Source organism: Paenibacillus sp. Soil522 (genome assembly GCF_001428245.1).
GTDB lineage: Bacteria > Bacillota > Bacilli > Paenibacillales > Paenibacillaceae > Pristimantibacillus.
Genome location: NZ_LMRV01000050.1, coordinates 38,626 through 52,267 on the forward strand (window position 1 = coordinate 38,626; position 13,642 = coordinate 52,267).

Consider the following 13,642-nt stretch of genomic DNA (forward strand, 5'->3'; position numbering starts at 1 on the left):
ATTGCGGGAATATGTAAAATATTGCTCTCTAATCGAATTGTAAACGATCGATCGAGGGAAGCGCCTTGGCCAAGCGGAAATCGGCAGGCGGAAATCCGACGCGGCTTCGGAATACTTTGCTAAAGTAGCTGCCGCTTGAGTAGCCTACGGCGTACGCAATTTCCTCCACGGGAAGCGAGCTGTAACGGAGCAGCTGAACCGCCTTCTCAATCCGCAGCTTCGTGACATAATCCATAGGAGAAATGTCTGTCGTTTGGGTAAACATTCTCGTAAAATAATACTTGGACAGTCCGGCGGCGCCAGCAACATCATCCAAGCTCTGTAAACGGTGAAACTCGGCTTCCATATAAGCGGCTGCCAGCTTTATTTGCTGCGGCCAATTCGCTTTCTCCTGCTGCTGCGCCGTGCTCGATTGAAGCAGATCCATCATCAAACGGTAAATAAGCGAGGATGCTTGAAAGCTGTTCTGTATTCGATTGCTGTGCGCTTCCGCATACAAGCCCTGCAGTGAGCGGACGACGGCGCTTGACTGCCCGAACGAAGGCGTGACGCCGGCCGTTTGCAGCAGCTCGGTCCACAGCTCCTGCAAATGCTGCTGGCGGAACAATACGAAATAAAAGGTCCAATGGTCGCTCGAACGCGGCAAGCAATAATGATGGTCGCCCGGAATCTCTGCCAAGAATGCAGTGCCGGGAGGTATTTCATAGGTTTGTTCACCGAGCCTGTAATGGCCAAAACCGGAAACGGTGTACTGAAACAAGTACAACGGCCCGTCGATTCGTTTCATACCGTCCCAATAGTAATCCGTATCTGTCACCTCCTGGTAGCCGGTGGCGAACAGCTGGTAGACCGGCAGCTGGGGCTGGTCTTGAAAACGGTAGCCATATACGCCGTAAGGCTGCTGCACAACCATGTGCATAAGCACCTCCTGGAAGTATAATCATGTGGTATTTCATTCATTTGGAAAGGGGCGGAGAAGATGACACAGCAAATTCTCGTCTTTATTTACGGCTCGCTGCTTCCCGGTCACAGCAATCATTATATCGTTTCGTCTTATGTACAATGCTACAAGCCGGGTCAAATTGCCGGAAGAATGGTTGATTGCGGCGCTTATCCGGCAGCCGTTCGGGATTCGGCCGCAAGGCAGTGCAATAGTATTATACGCGGCCAATGGATTACCGTCGATAGACAGGGACTAGCAGCAATGGATGCGCTTGAGGAATTTTACGGCATCGAGGAGCAAAATGATTATCACCGGATATGGGTCTTCGATTCTGTGAATCGAAGCGTTTCAGGCTGGGTTTACGTGTGGGATACGAGCAGAGGCTTCCCCGCCATAGCAGATGCCTATTGGCCGGACTTTTTCGCCCGCAAAATAACGGATGCTCTATAAATAAAAGGCATGGTCCCCCTGCTGTACAAGGGGGCCATGCCTTTATTGAAAAAGCGGCATTTGTTTACACTTGCTGCATTTATGCTCCCCGGCTCATCGCCCTAGTCATTGTCTTCATCGTTCTCTGCGGCATAAGCAATAAGCGCGACTTCCGAGCCGTAAGTTTCAGTCAGTTGCTTCTCCAGCTTGCGGATCGCATCAAGCGCATCGCTTTGACTGCTTAGCTCGGCAATGCGATAATCCTTGTCCATCATCGTCATTCCTTTCCTTATTGGTGCTGTTTTACTAGTATAATGGTCCTTTAGGCATCTTGCTATACGTGAAGTCTCATTAAACTGCGCTTTTCTTTGCATGCCATACTGGAATTGTTCTTTTGACATCGGTCTAGTACACTAAAGCAGAACGACATAAAGGGAAGTGAAATCATTGGTTAATATTCCGCTTCAAATTAACGCTAATCGATCATCATCCTCCATGCGGACGAATGTTATGGCAATCATCATGCTGGTTCTCATCCTCACAGCATTCGCGTCCTTGCTGCTTCCGCCGCACCAGGCTTTCGCACAACCGATTGCCGGCCTTGAAGCGGCCTCATTCGACCCGCATGAGCATGTCGGCCATAATCCTTCGGAAGGCGCCGGCTCCAAAGAGGGCTTCTCGGTGCAGCAGGTTTTATTTTTTACCGTTAGAGCGGTCTATTATTTCGCATTTATGCTGGCGGCCGGGTTAATGCTTTGGTCCATTGCGCTTCCGGAGGATGCGAATAACGACTCGCGCAAGCTTGTAGACAAATGGGGGATTTATGCTTTAAGAGGGCTGCTGCTCGCTGTCCTTCTATTCGTATTCGTCCATGTCAGCCATTTAATGAAAGGCTACGACGGCAGCAGTCCGAACGAGTGGATCCGCTTGCTCACGGAAACGGCAACCGGAAAGTCATGGGCGGCGTTAATTGTGCTGTCACTGCTGGGCTTTGCTGTACTGCGCTTGCAGGATTCGTTCAAACTCATATGGGCGCTGCTGCTCGCCGCGGCGGAGAGCTTTAACGGGCACGTAAATGCGCTTCCCAATAATACGCTGGCAATCGTATTAGACTTCATACATATTGCGAGCTCAGCCCTGTGGGCGGGCGGCTTGCTGCTGCTTTTGTTGTTCTGGCGCGCAGACCGTAAGGAGGCAGTGAGATTCTCGGAGCGCTTTACGAAAATCGCATGGCTGACGATTTTGCTGCTGACGGCTAGCGGGACCTGGATGACCGTTCTCCTTTTGCCAACCTGGCGTTATTTGTTATATACGAGCTGGGGCATCATGCTCCTTACGAAAGCAGGCTTGATCCTGCTCATCGCGTGCGTAGGCTTCCTGCTTCACAGACGGGCTCGGCAGCGCAAGCTGCCAAGCGGCAGGCTGCTGAAGCTGGACGGGCTATTGATGGGCATTGTGCTTCTCATCGTAAGTATATTTACCTATGTCAGCCCCGTTCCCGTTACGGAGCCGCTATCCTTTCATAAAATGGGCGAAAAGCTGCATTTCACGATTAACATTACGCCAAATGGACCCGGACCGAACCATGTTACGCTGAAGGTATGGCTTCCAGAGCAGCTTGGCGCGCCGGCTTCCGTAAGGTTGCTGCTGCGGGACGCCGACCGTCCGCAACGCGCGGCTATCGAGGTTCCGTTTCGAAGCGGCAGCGGCGGGTATTATTCCTCTTTTCCAGGCTTCATTGAGACGGATTATGTGTCTGACAATGTTGAGCTGCGGGCGCGCGGCGGCTGGACGGCAGAGCTGTTCATTACCGATATAACCGGCACAGAAACGAAGCAGCTGATTGCATTTCGTAATGATTAATGCAGAAGCTTCATCTCGACAACCGGGTTCAGCTGACGCGCTACGCCATTGAGCAAGGCTTGGTCGATCGATGAGGAAGGCTGCCGATGCGGCCGCTTCATCCATTCGACTGATGCGTAACGTTTGTTTGCAAGAAGTCGAGCTTTGCGGTTGCAACGCTGCAGCAGATTGCATATAATATAGATTATTGTTTCATATTCGCAGTAAAGCGATGATGGAGAGAAGTAAGCAGTGCTTTCGCACAGGGAGAAGACGCCGTTGATTGAGAGCGTCTTTGTGAAATCAGGCTGCTGAAAGTTCGCTCCGGAGCAGACACCTGAAACGCCATGGCGGCATGCCGTCCGGCGCGGGTAGGGAAAGTCCGGTTCCCGCCGTTATGGGGCTAAGGGATTGCAATCCGCTGCCGTATGGCAAGCGATAACTATACGTTAAGTTATACGCTCAGGCAGGAAAGCGGTCCGAATTAGGGTGGTACCACGGTTCTTTCGTCCCTTCAGGGAGAGAGGGCCTTTTTTTGTGTCTTGATTTAAGGAAGATGATATGGAGGCGAAGAAGAATGAAGGAAAGATTGGAAGGGCTGCGCGGCGAAGCGCTGCAGGAGCTGCAGCAAGTGGATACTCCCCAGCTGTTAAATGATTTGCGTGTCAAGTATCTGGGCAAGAAAGGCGCATTGACTGAAATTTTGCGCGGAATGGGCGGTCTGAGTGCCGAAGAGCGTCCGGTGATCGGTCAGGTTGCCAATGATGTTCGTGCAGCAATCGAAACAGTCATTGACGAGAAGCAGGAGGCATTCCAGCAAGCGGAGACGAATAACCGGCTCCTGGCGGAGACGCTGGACGTCACGCTTCCGGGCAAGCAGCTGCCTACAGGCTCCGTGCATCCTTTGAATAAGGTAGCTCAGGAAATCGAGGATGTATTTATCGGCCTTGGCTATACGATTGCAGAGGGACCAGAGGTGGAAACGGATTATTATAACTTCGAAGCCTTGAATTTGCCTAAAAACCACCCGGCGCGCGATATGCAGGATTCGTTCTACGTAACGGATGATATTCTTATGCGTACACATACGTCGCCTGTGCAGGTTCGCACGATGAAGGCAATGAATGGACAAACGCCTGTTAAAGTTATTTGCCCGGGTAAAGTATACCGCCGCGATGATGACGATGCGACGCATTCGTTCCAGTTCAATCAGATCGAAGGTCTCGTTATCGGCAAAAACATTCGGATGAGCGATTTGAAAGGAACACTGCTGCAATTCGTGCAGCAAATGTTCGGCGCGCAAGCGCAAATCAGGCTCCGCCCGAGCTTCTTCCCGTTCACGGAGCCGAGCGCCGAGGTTGACGTAACCTGCGTGCAATGCGGCGGCAAAGGCTGCCGGATGTGCAAGCATACGGGCTGGCTTGAAATTCTCGGCTGCGGCATGGTGCACCCTCGCGTTCTTGAAATGGGAGGCTATGACCCGGAAGAGGTTAGCGGTTTTGCTTTCGGTATGGGCGTCGAGCGTATCGCGTTATTGAAATACGGCATTGACGATATTCGTCATTTCTATACGAACGATCTGCGGTTCCTAAGCCAATTCGCAAGAATGTAGTCATGAGAGAAGGGAAGAAGAGAGATGAACGTATCCTATAAATGGTTAAATGAATATATCGACCTATCCGGCTTCACCGGAGAAGAGCTTGCGGAGAAAATGACGCGCGGCGGTATTGAGATCGACGTAGTCGAATCCCGCAACAAGGGCGTTACCGGCGTCGTTGCCGGTTATGTGAAGTCGAAGGAGAAGCATCCGGATGCGGATAAGCTGAACGTTTGTAAGGTTGACGTTGGCACGGGTGAAGAGCTGCAAATCGTATGCGGAGCCAAAAATGTCGATGCAGGCCAGCTCGTTCCGGTCGCTGTCATTGGCGCGCAGCTTCCCGGCGATTTTAAAATTAAGCGCGCGAAGCTGCGCGGTGTCGAATCCCAAGGGATGATTTGCTCGGCGAAGGAGCTGGGCCTTAACGATAAGCTGCTTCCGAAGGAGCAGCAGGAGGGTATTCTTGTCCTTCCGGCATCTACGGAGATCGGTTCGCCAATCGGCGAAGTGCTTGCCATTGACGATGAGGTGCTTGAGCTTGATCTGACACCGAACCGTTCCGACTGCCTCAGCATGCTTGGGGTAGCTTACGAAATCGGTGCGCTGACAGGCCGCGAAGTTCGTTTGCCGAACGTAACTGTGGACCATACGACAGTGCGCACGGATAGCCTTGTATCGGTAAGCATCAGCGCTCCAGAGCAATGCTCGCATTATTCGGCCCGCTATATTAAAGGCGTAAAAATCGGCGTTTCCCCATTGTGGCTGCAAAACCGGCTTATTGCTGCCGGCGTTCGTCCGATCAACAACGTCGTAGACGTAACAAACTTTGTTATGCTGGAGTACGGTCAACCGCTGCATGCTTTTGATGCCGATCGTTTACCTGGCGGACGCATCGATGTTCGTCTTGCGAAAGCAGGCGAAACGCTCGTAACGCTGGATGATCAGGAACGCAAGCTGGAGCCGCATATGCTTGTCATTACAGACGGTAAGGATCCGGTTGCGCTTGCTGGTGTAATGGGCGGAGCGAGCACGGAGGTAACGGGCGAGACGGTTAACATTTTGCTTGAATCGGCAAGATTCGACGGCGGCACGGTAAGGAAAACGTCGCGTCAGCTGGGACTGCGCTCGGAATCGAGCATCCGCTTCGAGAAAGAGGTTGACCCGGCAAACGTTATCCCTGCGCTGGATCGCGCGGCTTCTCTAATTGCAGAGCTAGCGGAAGGCTTAATTACCGAAGGAATTGTGGAGGAATCTACGGGGGACGCGAAGCCGGCTAAAGTGGCTGTATCCTTAGATAAAATTAACGGCTATCTCGGTACGGAGCTATCCAGACTTGAAGTTCAGACGATTTTTGGCCGCCTGCACTTTGAGTATGAGCTGTCTGACAGCAATGTGTTTACCGTAAACGTACCGACGCGCCGTGGTGATATTACGCGCGCGGTTGATTTGATCGAGGAAGTGGCCCGTTTGTACGGCTATGATGAAATTCCGACAACGCTTATTCACGGCGATGTCGTGCCCGGCTCCTTGACGAAGCCGCAGGCTATTCGCCGCGAGCTGCGCAAGCGTCTTTCCGATGCGGGACTTCATGAGGTCGTCAGCTATTCCTTCACGGGGCCTGAGCGGACGAAGCTTTTCCCGGCACTTGCCGAGCATACGACTCCGGTTCGCCTAGCGATGCCGATGAGCGAAGACCGCAGCGTATTGCGCACGACGCTGATCGCCCAGCTGCTCGAAACGGCGGCCTATAACCGCAACCGTAAAAATGAGTCAGCGGCACTTTTTGAAATCGGCAGCGTATTCCACACGGATGAAGAACAGCTGACGCGCTTGCCGCACGAGAAGCACCGGATTGCGGCGCTCCTGACAGGCAATCGTTCGGAGGCGCAGTGGAATGCGAAGGCGTCTCAGGTTGATTTTTACGATGCGAAAGGCATCTTGGAGACGATATTTGCAGTGCTGGGCTTAACGGCAAGCGTAACGTACGAAGCAGCTAAGCCTGAGCACTTCCACCCGGGCAGAACAGCAGCCGTTATTCTTCATACGCCAAAAGGCAATGAAGTGATCGGTTACGTAGGACAGCTGCATCCTGCGCTTCAGCTGGAGGCGGATCTTGCTGACACGTATGTGCTTGAAATCGGTCTTGACTTGATCTACGAGCTGGCTGATTCGGGGATCGAATACAAAGTGCTTCCTCGTTATCCGGCTATGCAGCGCGATATCGCGGTAGTCGTTGACCAAGAGGTGGCGGCTGCTAAGCTAACCGGCGCAGCATGGGAAACGGCAGGAGAATTGCTGGAGTCCGTTCGCGTATTCGACGTCTACACCGGTGAGAAGCTCGGCGCAGGCAAGAAGAGCGTTGCGCTGTCGCTTGTATACCGTCATGCAGAGCGTACCTTGACAGATGAAGAGGTAACGGAACTGCATGGGAAGGTCGTTTTACAATTAGAACAATCTTTTGCAGCTGAATTGCGCAAGTAGGCAGGAAACCTTCAAAGCCGCATCGAAATAGTTCCTAGTGAGCTATTGATGCGGCTTTTTTCCTTTTAAATATAAGGCATAATTTAATTTGCAACGACGATTATGCCTATATTTAACGCGAAACGAGTTTTTGAAGCTAAAGGTCGCTGACAGCCGTTACGCTTGCTCTATTTGGACTATAGGAGGATTCGCCTTAATGGATGATGATCAAACAGTTGTTACGGTTGATATATATGGAGTTCAATATAAATTAAAAGGCCATTCCAATGTGGAATACATAAAAAAGGTTGCGGCGGCAATCGACGAAAGCATGAAAAAGCTGGCGAAAGGTTATCCGCGTCTGGATATGCCGAAGCTGGCGGTGCTCTCGGCCGTGCAAATCATGGAGGAAGTTTACCGTCTGCGTCGCGATAATACTAGGCTTCTAGAGGAGGAAGCAAGGCTTAACCTGATGATTCGCGAGCTGGAGCACATAAGCGAGCAGTCAGTCGCGCTGCAGGCCGAGCTGGCTGAGACTAAGCGCATGGCGAGGGAGCAACTGCAAAAGGCAAAGGCAGCCGCTGAAGAGGAGCTAGCTGAAATGCTGGCGCTTGCGGCAGAGCAGGCAGCGGAGCAGCAGGCGGCTGCTGGAGAGGCCATGAAGGCGCAGGAGGAAACGATCCTCCGGCTTACGCAAGAAAATGTGGAACGGATTGCAGCGCTTCGAACGAAGAAGGATGAGCAGATTGCCCGGATCCAGGCGGAGAAGGAAGCTGAGCTGGCTGAGCTGCAGATGAGAAAGGAATCGGAGCTGTTAGAGCTGCTAAATCAGAAGGAAGCGGAACTGGCAGCGCTGAAAAATGAAAAAGAGGCTGAACTGTCCGAGCTGAGAAATCAAAAGGAAGCCGAGCTGGCAGAGCTGCAGCAGGCCAAAGAAAATTTTCAGCTTGAGCTGGAGCTTGAAAAGGAAATACAAATATCCGAGCTTGAAAGGGCGAGTGCCGAGCAGCTGTCAGCGTTGATTTCAGAGAAGGAAGCTGCGCTATCTTCTCTTAACGCGGAGAAAGAGACGCTGCTCACCGAGCTTGAGGGGAACTGGCAGAACAAATGGGATGAGCGCGAGCTGAGCTGGCTGGCACATACCGAGGCTTCGCAGCTTGAGCTAGCCCGTCTGGGCGAGGAGCGCGAGCAAGCATTCCGCGCTGATCTTGAGCGCCGGCGAAACGGCTGGCTTGAGGAGCGGAGCAAGCTGCAAGCTCAGGTTGCCGAGCTTCAGCAAGGCTGGAAGGAAGAGAAGGAAGCGCTGGAGAATCGTATTTCTGAGGCGGATGATCAACTCGTTCAGGCGATGGAGCAGGAGGAGTCCTGCCGTACGTCTAACGAGCAGCTTGAGCGGAATATTCACGAACGGGAAAGTGAATTTCTGCTTGCGCAAAGCGAGCTGAATGATGCGCGCAGCCAATTAGCGGAGCTGCAAGAGCACAATAGCGGGGCGAATGCGATGGTTCAAGAGCTAGAGCAGAAGCTCGCTCACGAACGGAGCCATGTCTCTGCTGCGGATAAACGCGCAACGGACTTGCAGCAGCGTCTAAAAGAGGCGCTGGAGCGCGAGGAGCAGAAGCAGCTCGAGCTCGAGGAGCTGCAAAGGCAGCAGGAGGAGCAGCTGCTCAAGCTGCGGATTGAGCAGGAAGAGCTTGAGCAGATGCATGGGAATAATCTTGAAGAGCACAGGAATTTGCTGCGTGCAGAGCTTGAAAATCAGCGAGATTCGTTGAAAGAAGAGCATGAGCAGCAAATGCAGAAGGTTGAGGAAGAGAAACATGAGCTGGTAAGAACGCTGCGTCAGGAGCAGGAGGAGCAGCTAAGAGTTATCGAAGCGGAAAATGATGAGCTGTTTAAACAGATGACCGCAGAAAGCAATGATCGCTGCGAACAGCTTGTTGCCGAGCATGATGCGCACACCAGGGAGCTTGTCGCGGAGTACGAGGAAAGATATAAGCAGCTGGCTAATCAATATGAAGAGCAGCTGTTCGAACAGGCCGTTCAGCACGAAGAGCAGCGCAAACAGCTTGCTCTTGGATACGAGGAGCAGGCAGGGCAGAAAGCAGCCGAGTATGAAGAGAGGAATAAGCAGCTGGTTAATCTATATGAAGAGCAGCTGCTTGAGCAGGCTGTTCAGTACGAGGAGCAAAACAAACAGCTCGCTCGCGAGTTTGCTGAGCAAGCAAGGCAGAAAGTAGCTGAGCATGAAGAACGGTATAAGCAGCAGGCTAATCAATATGAAGAGCAGCTGCTTGAGCAGGCTGTTCAGTACGAGGAGCAAAATAAACAGCTGGCTAACGATTATGAAGCTGAGTCGAAGGCGTTTGCTGTTAAGCAGGCAGCCATTTCTGAACAGCTGGTTGACCAGTATGAAGAGCAATACATCGAGCTTGCTGCTAAGCAGGAGGAAGAGCGCAAGCAGCTGGAGGATGAACACGAGAAGCGCTTGCAGCAATGGGCCGCTAAGCATGACGAACAGCTTAAGCAGCTGGCAGCGAATCAAGAGGAGCAGCTGCTGCAGCAGCTGCATGATTACGAGACTAAGATTCAGAATCTGCAAGAGCAGCTGGGTAAAATCGAGAAAATAGCCGCTTCCGCTGCGGATGGAGAACAGTTCTACAAGACCGAGCTTGAGAAGCTGGAAGCCAGAGAACAAGAGCTGACCGAGCAGCTTGAAATTACGGCGGCACGTGAGCGTATTGCAGGGCAGCAGCTGGAAGCTGCTGCAGCCCGCGAACGCGAACTCAGCGAACGTCTGCAAGCACAGCAGCAGTATGCGGAGCAGACGGCCGCCGAAGCGAAGCGCCTTGAGCTTGAGAAGCAATCGCGGGAAGCTGATGAAGAGACACTGCGAGAACAGCTGGAGAGAGCGATGCAGGAAGCAGCGGCAGCGTCCGAGCTGAAGGAAGAACTGAGCGAGTATACGGCGCGGCTTGCGAACGAGCGGGACGAAGCCGCGCGCAAAGCGGAGCAGCTGGCATATGAGCGCGATGAGGCAGCGAGCGCATTGGAGTCGCTTTCCTATGAGCGCGATGAAGCGGCACGTTCTGCGGAAAAGCTGGCCGGGGACCATAGCGATTTGCTTGAGCAGCATCACAAGCTGAAAAATGAGTATTCGAAGCTGCAAACCGAATATAACGAGTGGATTGAGCTTATCGAGCAAAGCTAATCCCATAAGCACAGCAAACACCGCAGTGACAAGCTTAGGCTAAAAGCCGGAACTTGTTTCTGCGGTGTTTGTTTATATTAATGCGTTTTCACTGTACATATGGTTGAACATGCTTAACCGTATGAGACGATTGTGCCGGTAGGCCCGCCAACAGGCAAGCTGGCTAGCCGTATCAGATCCGGTGTAACGATTGCGGGATCTTTTCCGGTTGCGTGCATTTCTGTGCGGAGCGTACCAGGATTATACAGGTTAACGAGAATTCCATGCTCATGCTCCTCGTCAGCAAGTGTGCGGGTTAGCGATTCCAAACCGGCTTTGGCTGCGCTGTAAGCTGCGTAACCGCCTGCTCCGTTCCAAGACAGTCCGGAGGTTATATTGATAATTCGTCCGTACTTTGCTTTACGCATAGCGGGTATGACAGCTTTCGAGAGCAGGAACGGCCCGGTTAAATTGACTGCAATTTGATTTTGCCATTCATCCGACGTTAATTCCGCAATAGATCCTGGCTCGAATACGGCTGCGCTATTCAAAATAATATCGATACGGCCAAAGTGCCGGATGACAGCAGAAATGGTGTCCTGAACCTGCTGCTCGTCGGATACGTCCGTTTGCAGCACAAGCGCGTCTTTGCCCGTCTTCGCCTTCACGGCTAATGCGGTTTCCTCAAGCTTTGCAATTCGTCTTCCCAGCAGGACGACATCCGCGCCTGCCGCTGCAAAAGAAAGTGATGCTGCGCGGCCGAGGCCGGTGCCTGCTCCGCTAATAATGGCGACTCGATTTTGTAGTGCACCCATCACCATTCCTCCATTCGCTGTTTGTATTGTGAATATCTTAGCAGAGGGAGAGTGGCAGGGGAAGAGGTTGATGCATCAGACTTTTTTACTGAAAGGGTAAGTAAAGATTATATAAGCGATCAATGAAGATGTCTTGTAAGGGGGATGGATTAATCCAAGAAAACAAAAAAGGCTGTCCTACAGGTTATAAAAAACCTGTGGAGCAGCCCCTGATTTCCGGCGTATAAATTTATTCGACAACAAGCGTCGCTTTCATCTCAATGTGGCCTGTGCCGCATGGTCTGTTGCAAATCATTTCGTAAGTGCCTGGTTCACTAATAGTGACGGGAACGGCTTTGCCGCCAGAAATCGTATAATCGGTATTTTTGATTTGAACGCCATGCATGCCTTCGATAGAATCAAGCTCGATATTAACCGTTTGTCCGGCTTTAATTTTATATTCCTTCTGGTCAAACTTCCAGTTGGATGCTGTGATTACAAGATCAGAGGCTGCTGCGCCGCTGTCCGCAACGACAGTGTCCACTTCCTTGTTAGCTTCCTTCGTATTGTTCGCGCCGCATGCCGCAATGACAAACGTTAGACACATTGCGCTTGCAAATAGTAACCATTTTTTCATTTGGATATTTTCCCCTTTCAATTGTCCAACCTAATTATATCGTTGGGTTATTATCTCAACTTTCGCACCTAATAAATCAGCGTAAGCCCACGCAGCTTCTATATTTGCGGCTCATGAGATACCCTGCTTGAAAAATAGAAAAACACCGCTTTCTTAATAACTCAACTTTCGCACCTAATAAATCAGCGTAAGCCCACGCAGCTTCTATATTTGCGGCTCATGAGATACCCTGCTTGAAAAATAGAAAAACACCGCTTCGTTTGGTAAAGTGAAAGTGCGACCAATCACTACCACACAGAAGAGGTGTCTTCTCTATGATAGAGCAAAAGCTATCCATTGATCAACTGCCAGCAGAAATTAAACCTGCTTTCCAGGAATTGAAAGTCATCAAACACTTGAATGACTCTGGCTTCAAAAAGAAATTCGGCTTCACCTGTGCGACGTTGTTCCGAATCATATTTGTGCTGCTGTTCCAGCAGAAGAATTGGTTTCGTCTGCTCGAAAGCCAACGGGGCACAAATTACCCCGGGAAAGATGCGGTTTATCGCTTTCTCAACCACAGCGGATACGCTTGGCGCCGCTTTTTAACACTACTAAGCCGTGAGACGATTCATCGCATGGAGCACCTGACCTCTGACACACGCGAGACGGCATTCATCTTCGACGATTCGATGTTTGAACGTAACCGGAGCAAGGCTGTCGAGATGCTCGCACGCTTCAAGGATCATGCTACAGGGGCGTACTACAAGGGTTTTCGCATGCTAACCATGGGCTGGACGGATGGACATTCCTTCGTTCCGGTTGACTTCGCGCTTCTCAGCTCGAACAACTCCAGCATCAATGGGATCGCCGACGGAATCGATAAACGCTCGTCAGGTTACAAGCGTCGGAAAGAAGCGCTGCAAAGTGCTCCTGTTAACATCACCGCCATGCTGGATCGCGCTATTGCTGCCGGCATTTCTGCATCCTATGTGCTTATGGATAGCTGGTTTACTCACGCGCCACTGATTCAAGAGATGCGGGATCGAAAACTACATGTCATTGGCATGGTCAAAAATGATAAAAAGCGATACCTGGTAGATGGGCAACGCATTTGCCTGAATTCACTTTATGCAACTGCGACTCGCATCAAGGGGAAGAACCGAAACATCCTTCGGCAGATTCGGACAGAGCTAGCCCCGGGAATCCCGGTCACGGTTGTATTCGTCCGTCATCGCTCCAAGAAGAAGGAATGGCTAGCTATCCTCTCTACCGATCTTACGCTAACTGCTTCGGACATCATTCGGATTTACAGAATGCGTTGGGAAATTGAAGTCTTCTTTAAGTGCGCCAAATCCTTGCTGCGCCTGCAGAAGGAGTTTCAAGGCCGCTCTTACGATCTGCTCATTAGCCATACGACGATCGTATTCGCTCGCTACATCTTACTTGCTTGGCAGCATCGCCAGAGCACGGATCAGCGGACGATTGGAGGACTGTTCTATTTATTGTGCGACGAAGTTGGTACGATGGACTGGGTCGTTGCGCTTCAACAACTGGTCGAACTGATGAACGAAGTTGCCGCGAAGGCAGGAAAGAGAATCTCAAAACTGATTCATCGTCAACTCCAGAATTGGATAGCTGGTTTACCCAGCTATATCAAGGTTTATTTACCAATTTCGAGCTGCGAAAGTTGAGTTAAATAATTCTTAAAATTCGGTGAGTATTTGGTTACAAAGCTGTAACTTTTGGCAAAAAGTCAGCTAAATACAGC

At 51.4% G+C, this 13,642-nt stretch carries 10 protein-coding genes; 6 read left to right on the plus strand and 4 right to left on the minus strand.

All coding sequences use genetic code 11. The features are described 5' to 3' along the window. Positions 1-28 precede the first annotated feature (28 nt). Complete coding sequence (locus ASG81_RS16695; RefSeq protein WP_081417391.1) at positions 29-919, minus strand: AraC family transcriptional regulator; 891 nt, start codon at positions 917-919, stop codon at positions 29-31. 60 nt (positions 920-979) lie between these two features. Here ASG81_RS16695 and ASG81_RS16700 point away from each other — a divergent pair, with 60 nt between their 5' ends. After that, the gene (locus ASG81_RS16700) at positions 980-1,393 is read left to right on the plus strand and encodes a gamma-glutamylcyclotransferase family protein (RefSeq protein ID WP_056636476.1); all 414 of its coding nucleotides are present in this window, start codon (positions 980-982) and stop codon (positions 1,391-1,393) included. Between the two features lie 101 nt (positions 1,394-1,494). Here ASG81_RS16700 and ASG81_RS30975 read toward each other — a convergent pair whose 3' ends face one another. Beyond that, on the minus strand, positions 1,495-1,647 hold the full coding sequence (locus ASG81_RS30975; protein WP_155971609.1) for a hypothetical protein: 153 nt from the start codon (positions 1,645-1,647) through the stop codon (positions 1,495-1,497). 172 nt (positions 1,648-1,819) lie between these two features. On the opposite strand from ASG81_RS30975, the gene ASG81_RS16705 reads away from it, so the two are divergent. The 4 genes from ASG81_RS16705 to zapA all read left to right on the plus strand — a co-directional run bounded on the left by ASG81_RS16705 (position 1,820) and on the right by zapA (position 10,482). Further along, on the plus strand, positions 1,820-3,235 hold the full coding sequence (locus ASG81_RS16705; protein ID WP_056636478.1) for a copper resistance D family protein: 1,416 nt from the start codon (positions 1,820-1,822) through the stop codon (positions 3,233-3,235). Positions 3,236-3,791: 556 nt separating this feature from the next. Further along, positions 3,792-4,826 carry a phenylalanine--tRNA ligase subunit alpha gene (gene pheS / locus ASG81_RS16710; protein ID WP_056636480.1) on the plus strand — a complete coding sequence of 345 codons (1,035 nt, stop codon included), beginning with the start codon at positions 3,792-3,794 and terminating at the stop codon, positions 4,824-4,826. Between the two features lie 24 nt (positions 4,827-4,850). Beyond that, a complete protein-coding gene (gene pheT / locus ASG81_RS16715; RefSeq protein ID WP_056636482.1) occupies positions 4,851-7,292 on the plus strand; it encodes a phenylalanine--tRNA ligase subunit beta in 2,442 nt (813 codons plus the stop codon). 196 nt (positions 7,293-7,488) lie between these two features. Next, positions 7,489-10,482 (plus strand): cell division protein ZapA, encoded by a 2,994-nt coding sequence (gene zapA, locus ASG81_RS16720; RefSeq protein WP_056636484.1) that lies wholly within the window; start codon positions 7,489-7,491, stop codon positions 10,480-10,482. 113 nt (positions 10,483-10,595) lie between these two features. Here the strand turns inward: zapA and ASG81_RS16725 are convergent, their stop codons facing one another. Continuing rightward, the gene (locus tag ASG81_RS16725; RefSeq protein ID WP_056636486.1) at positions 10,596-11,276 is read right to left on the minus strand and encodes an SDR family NAD(P)-dependent oxidoreductase; all 681 of its coding nucleotides are present in this window, start codon (positions 11,274-11,276) and stop codon (positions 10,596-10,598) included. A gap of 229 nt (positions 11,277-11,505) precedes the next feature. Next, entirely contained in the window at positions 11,506-11,892 is a 387-nt protein-coding gene (locus ASG81_RS16730) for a plastocyanin/azurin family copper-binding protein (RefSeq protein WP_056636488.1), read from the minus strand. Positions 11,893-12,206: 314 nt separating this feature from the next. Between ASG81_RS16730 and ASG81_RS16735 the strand changes: the two genes are divergently transcribed. Continuing rightward, the gene (locus ASG81_RS16735; RefSeq protein ID WP_056636490.1) at positions 12,207-13,565 is read left to right on the plus strand and encodes an IS4 family transposase; all 1,359 of its coding nucleotides are present in this window, start codon (positions 12,207-12,209) and stop codon (positions 13,563-13,565) included. Positions 13,566-13,642 lie beyond the last annotated feature (77 nt).

Coding starts and splice junctions, on each gene's coding strand:
- ASG81_RS16725 (WP_056636486.1), bottom strand. CDS start 11,276: ATGGGTGCACTACAAAATCGAGTCGCCATTATTAGCGGAGCAGGCACC.
- ASG81_RS30975 (WP_155971609.1), bottom strand. CDS start 1,647: ATGATGGACAAGGATTATCGCATTGCCGAGCTAAGCAGTCAAAGCGAT.
- pheT (WP_056636482.1), top strand. CDS start 4,851: ATGAACGTATCCTATAAATGGTTAAATGAATATATCGACCTATCCGGC.
- ASG81_RS16730 (WP_056636488.1), bottom strand. CDS start 11,892: ATGAAAAAATGGTTACTATTTGCAAGCGCAATGTGTCTAACGTTTGTC.
- pheS (WP_056636480.1), top strand. CDS start 3,792: ATGAAGGAAAGATTGGAAGGGCTGCGCGGCGAAGCGCTGCAGGAGCTG.
- zapA (WP_056636484.1), top strand. CDS start 7,489: ATGGATGATGATCAAACAGTTGTTACGGTTGATATATATGGAGTTCAA.
- ASG81_RS16700 (WP_056636476.1), top strand. CDS start 980: ATGACACAGCAAATTCTCGTCTTTATTTACGGCTCGCTGCTTCCCGGT.
- ASG81_RS16695 (WP_081417391.1), bottom strand. CDS start 919: ATGCACATGGTTGTGCAGCAGCCTTACGGCGTATATGGCTACCGTTTT.
- ASG81_RS16735 (WP_056636490.1), top strand. CDS start 12,207: ATGATAGAGCAAAAGCTATCCATTGATCAACTGCCAGCAGAAATTAAA.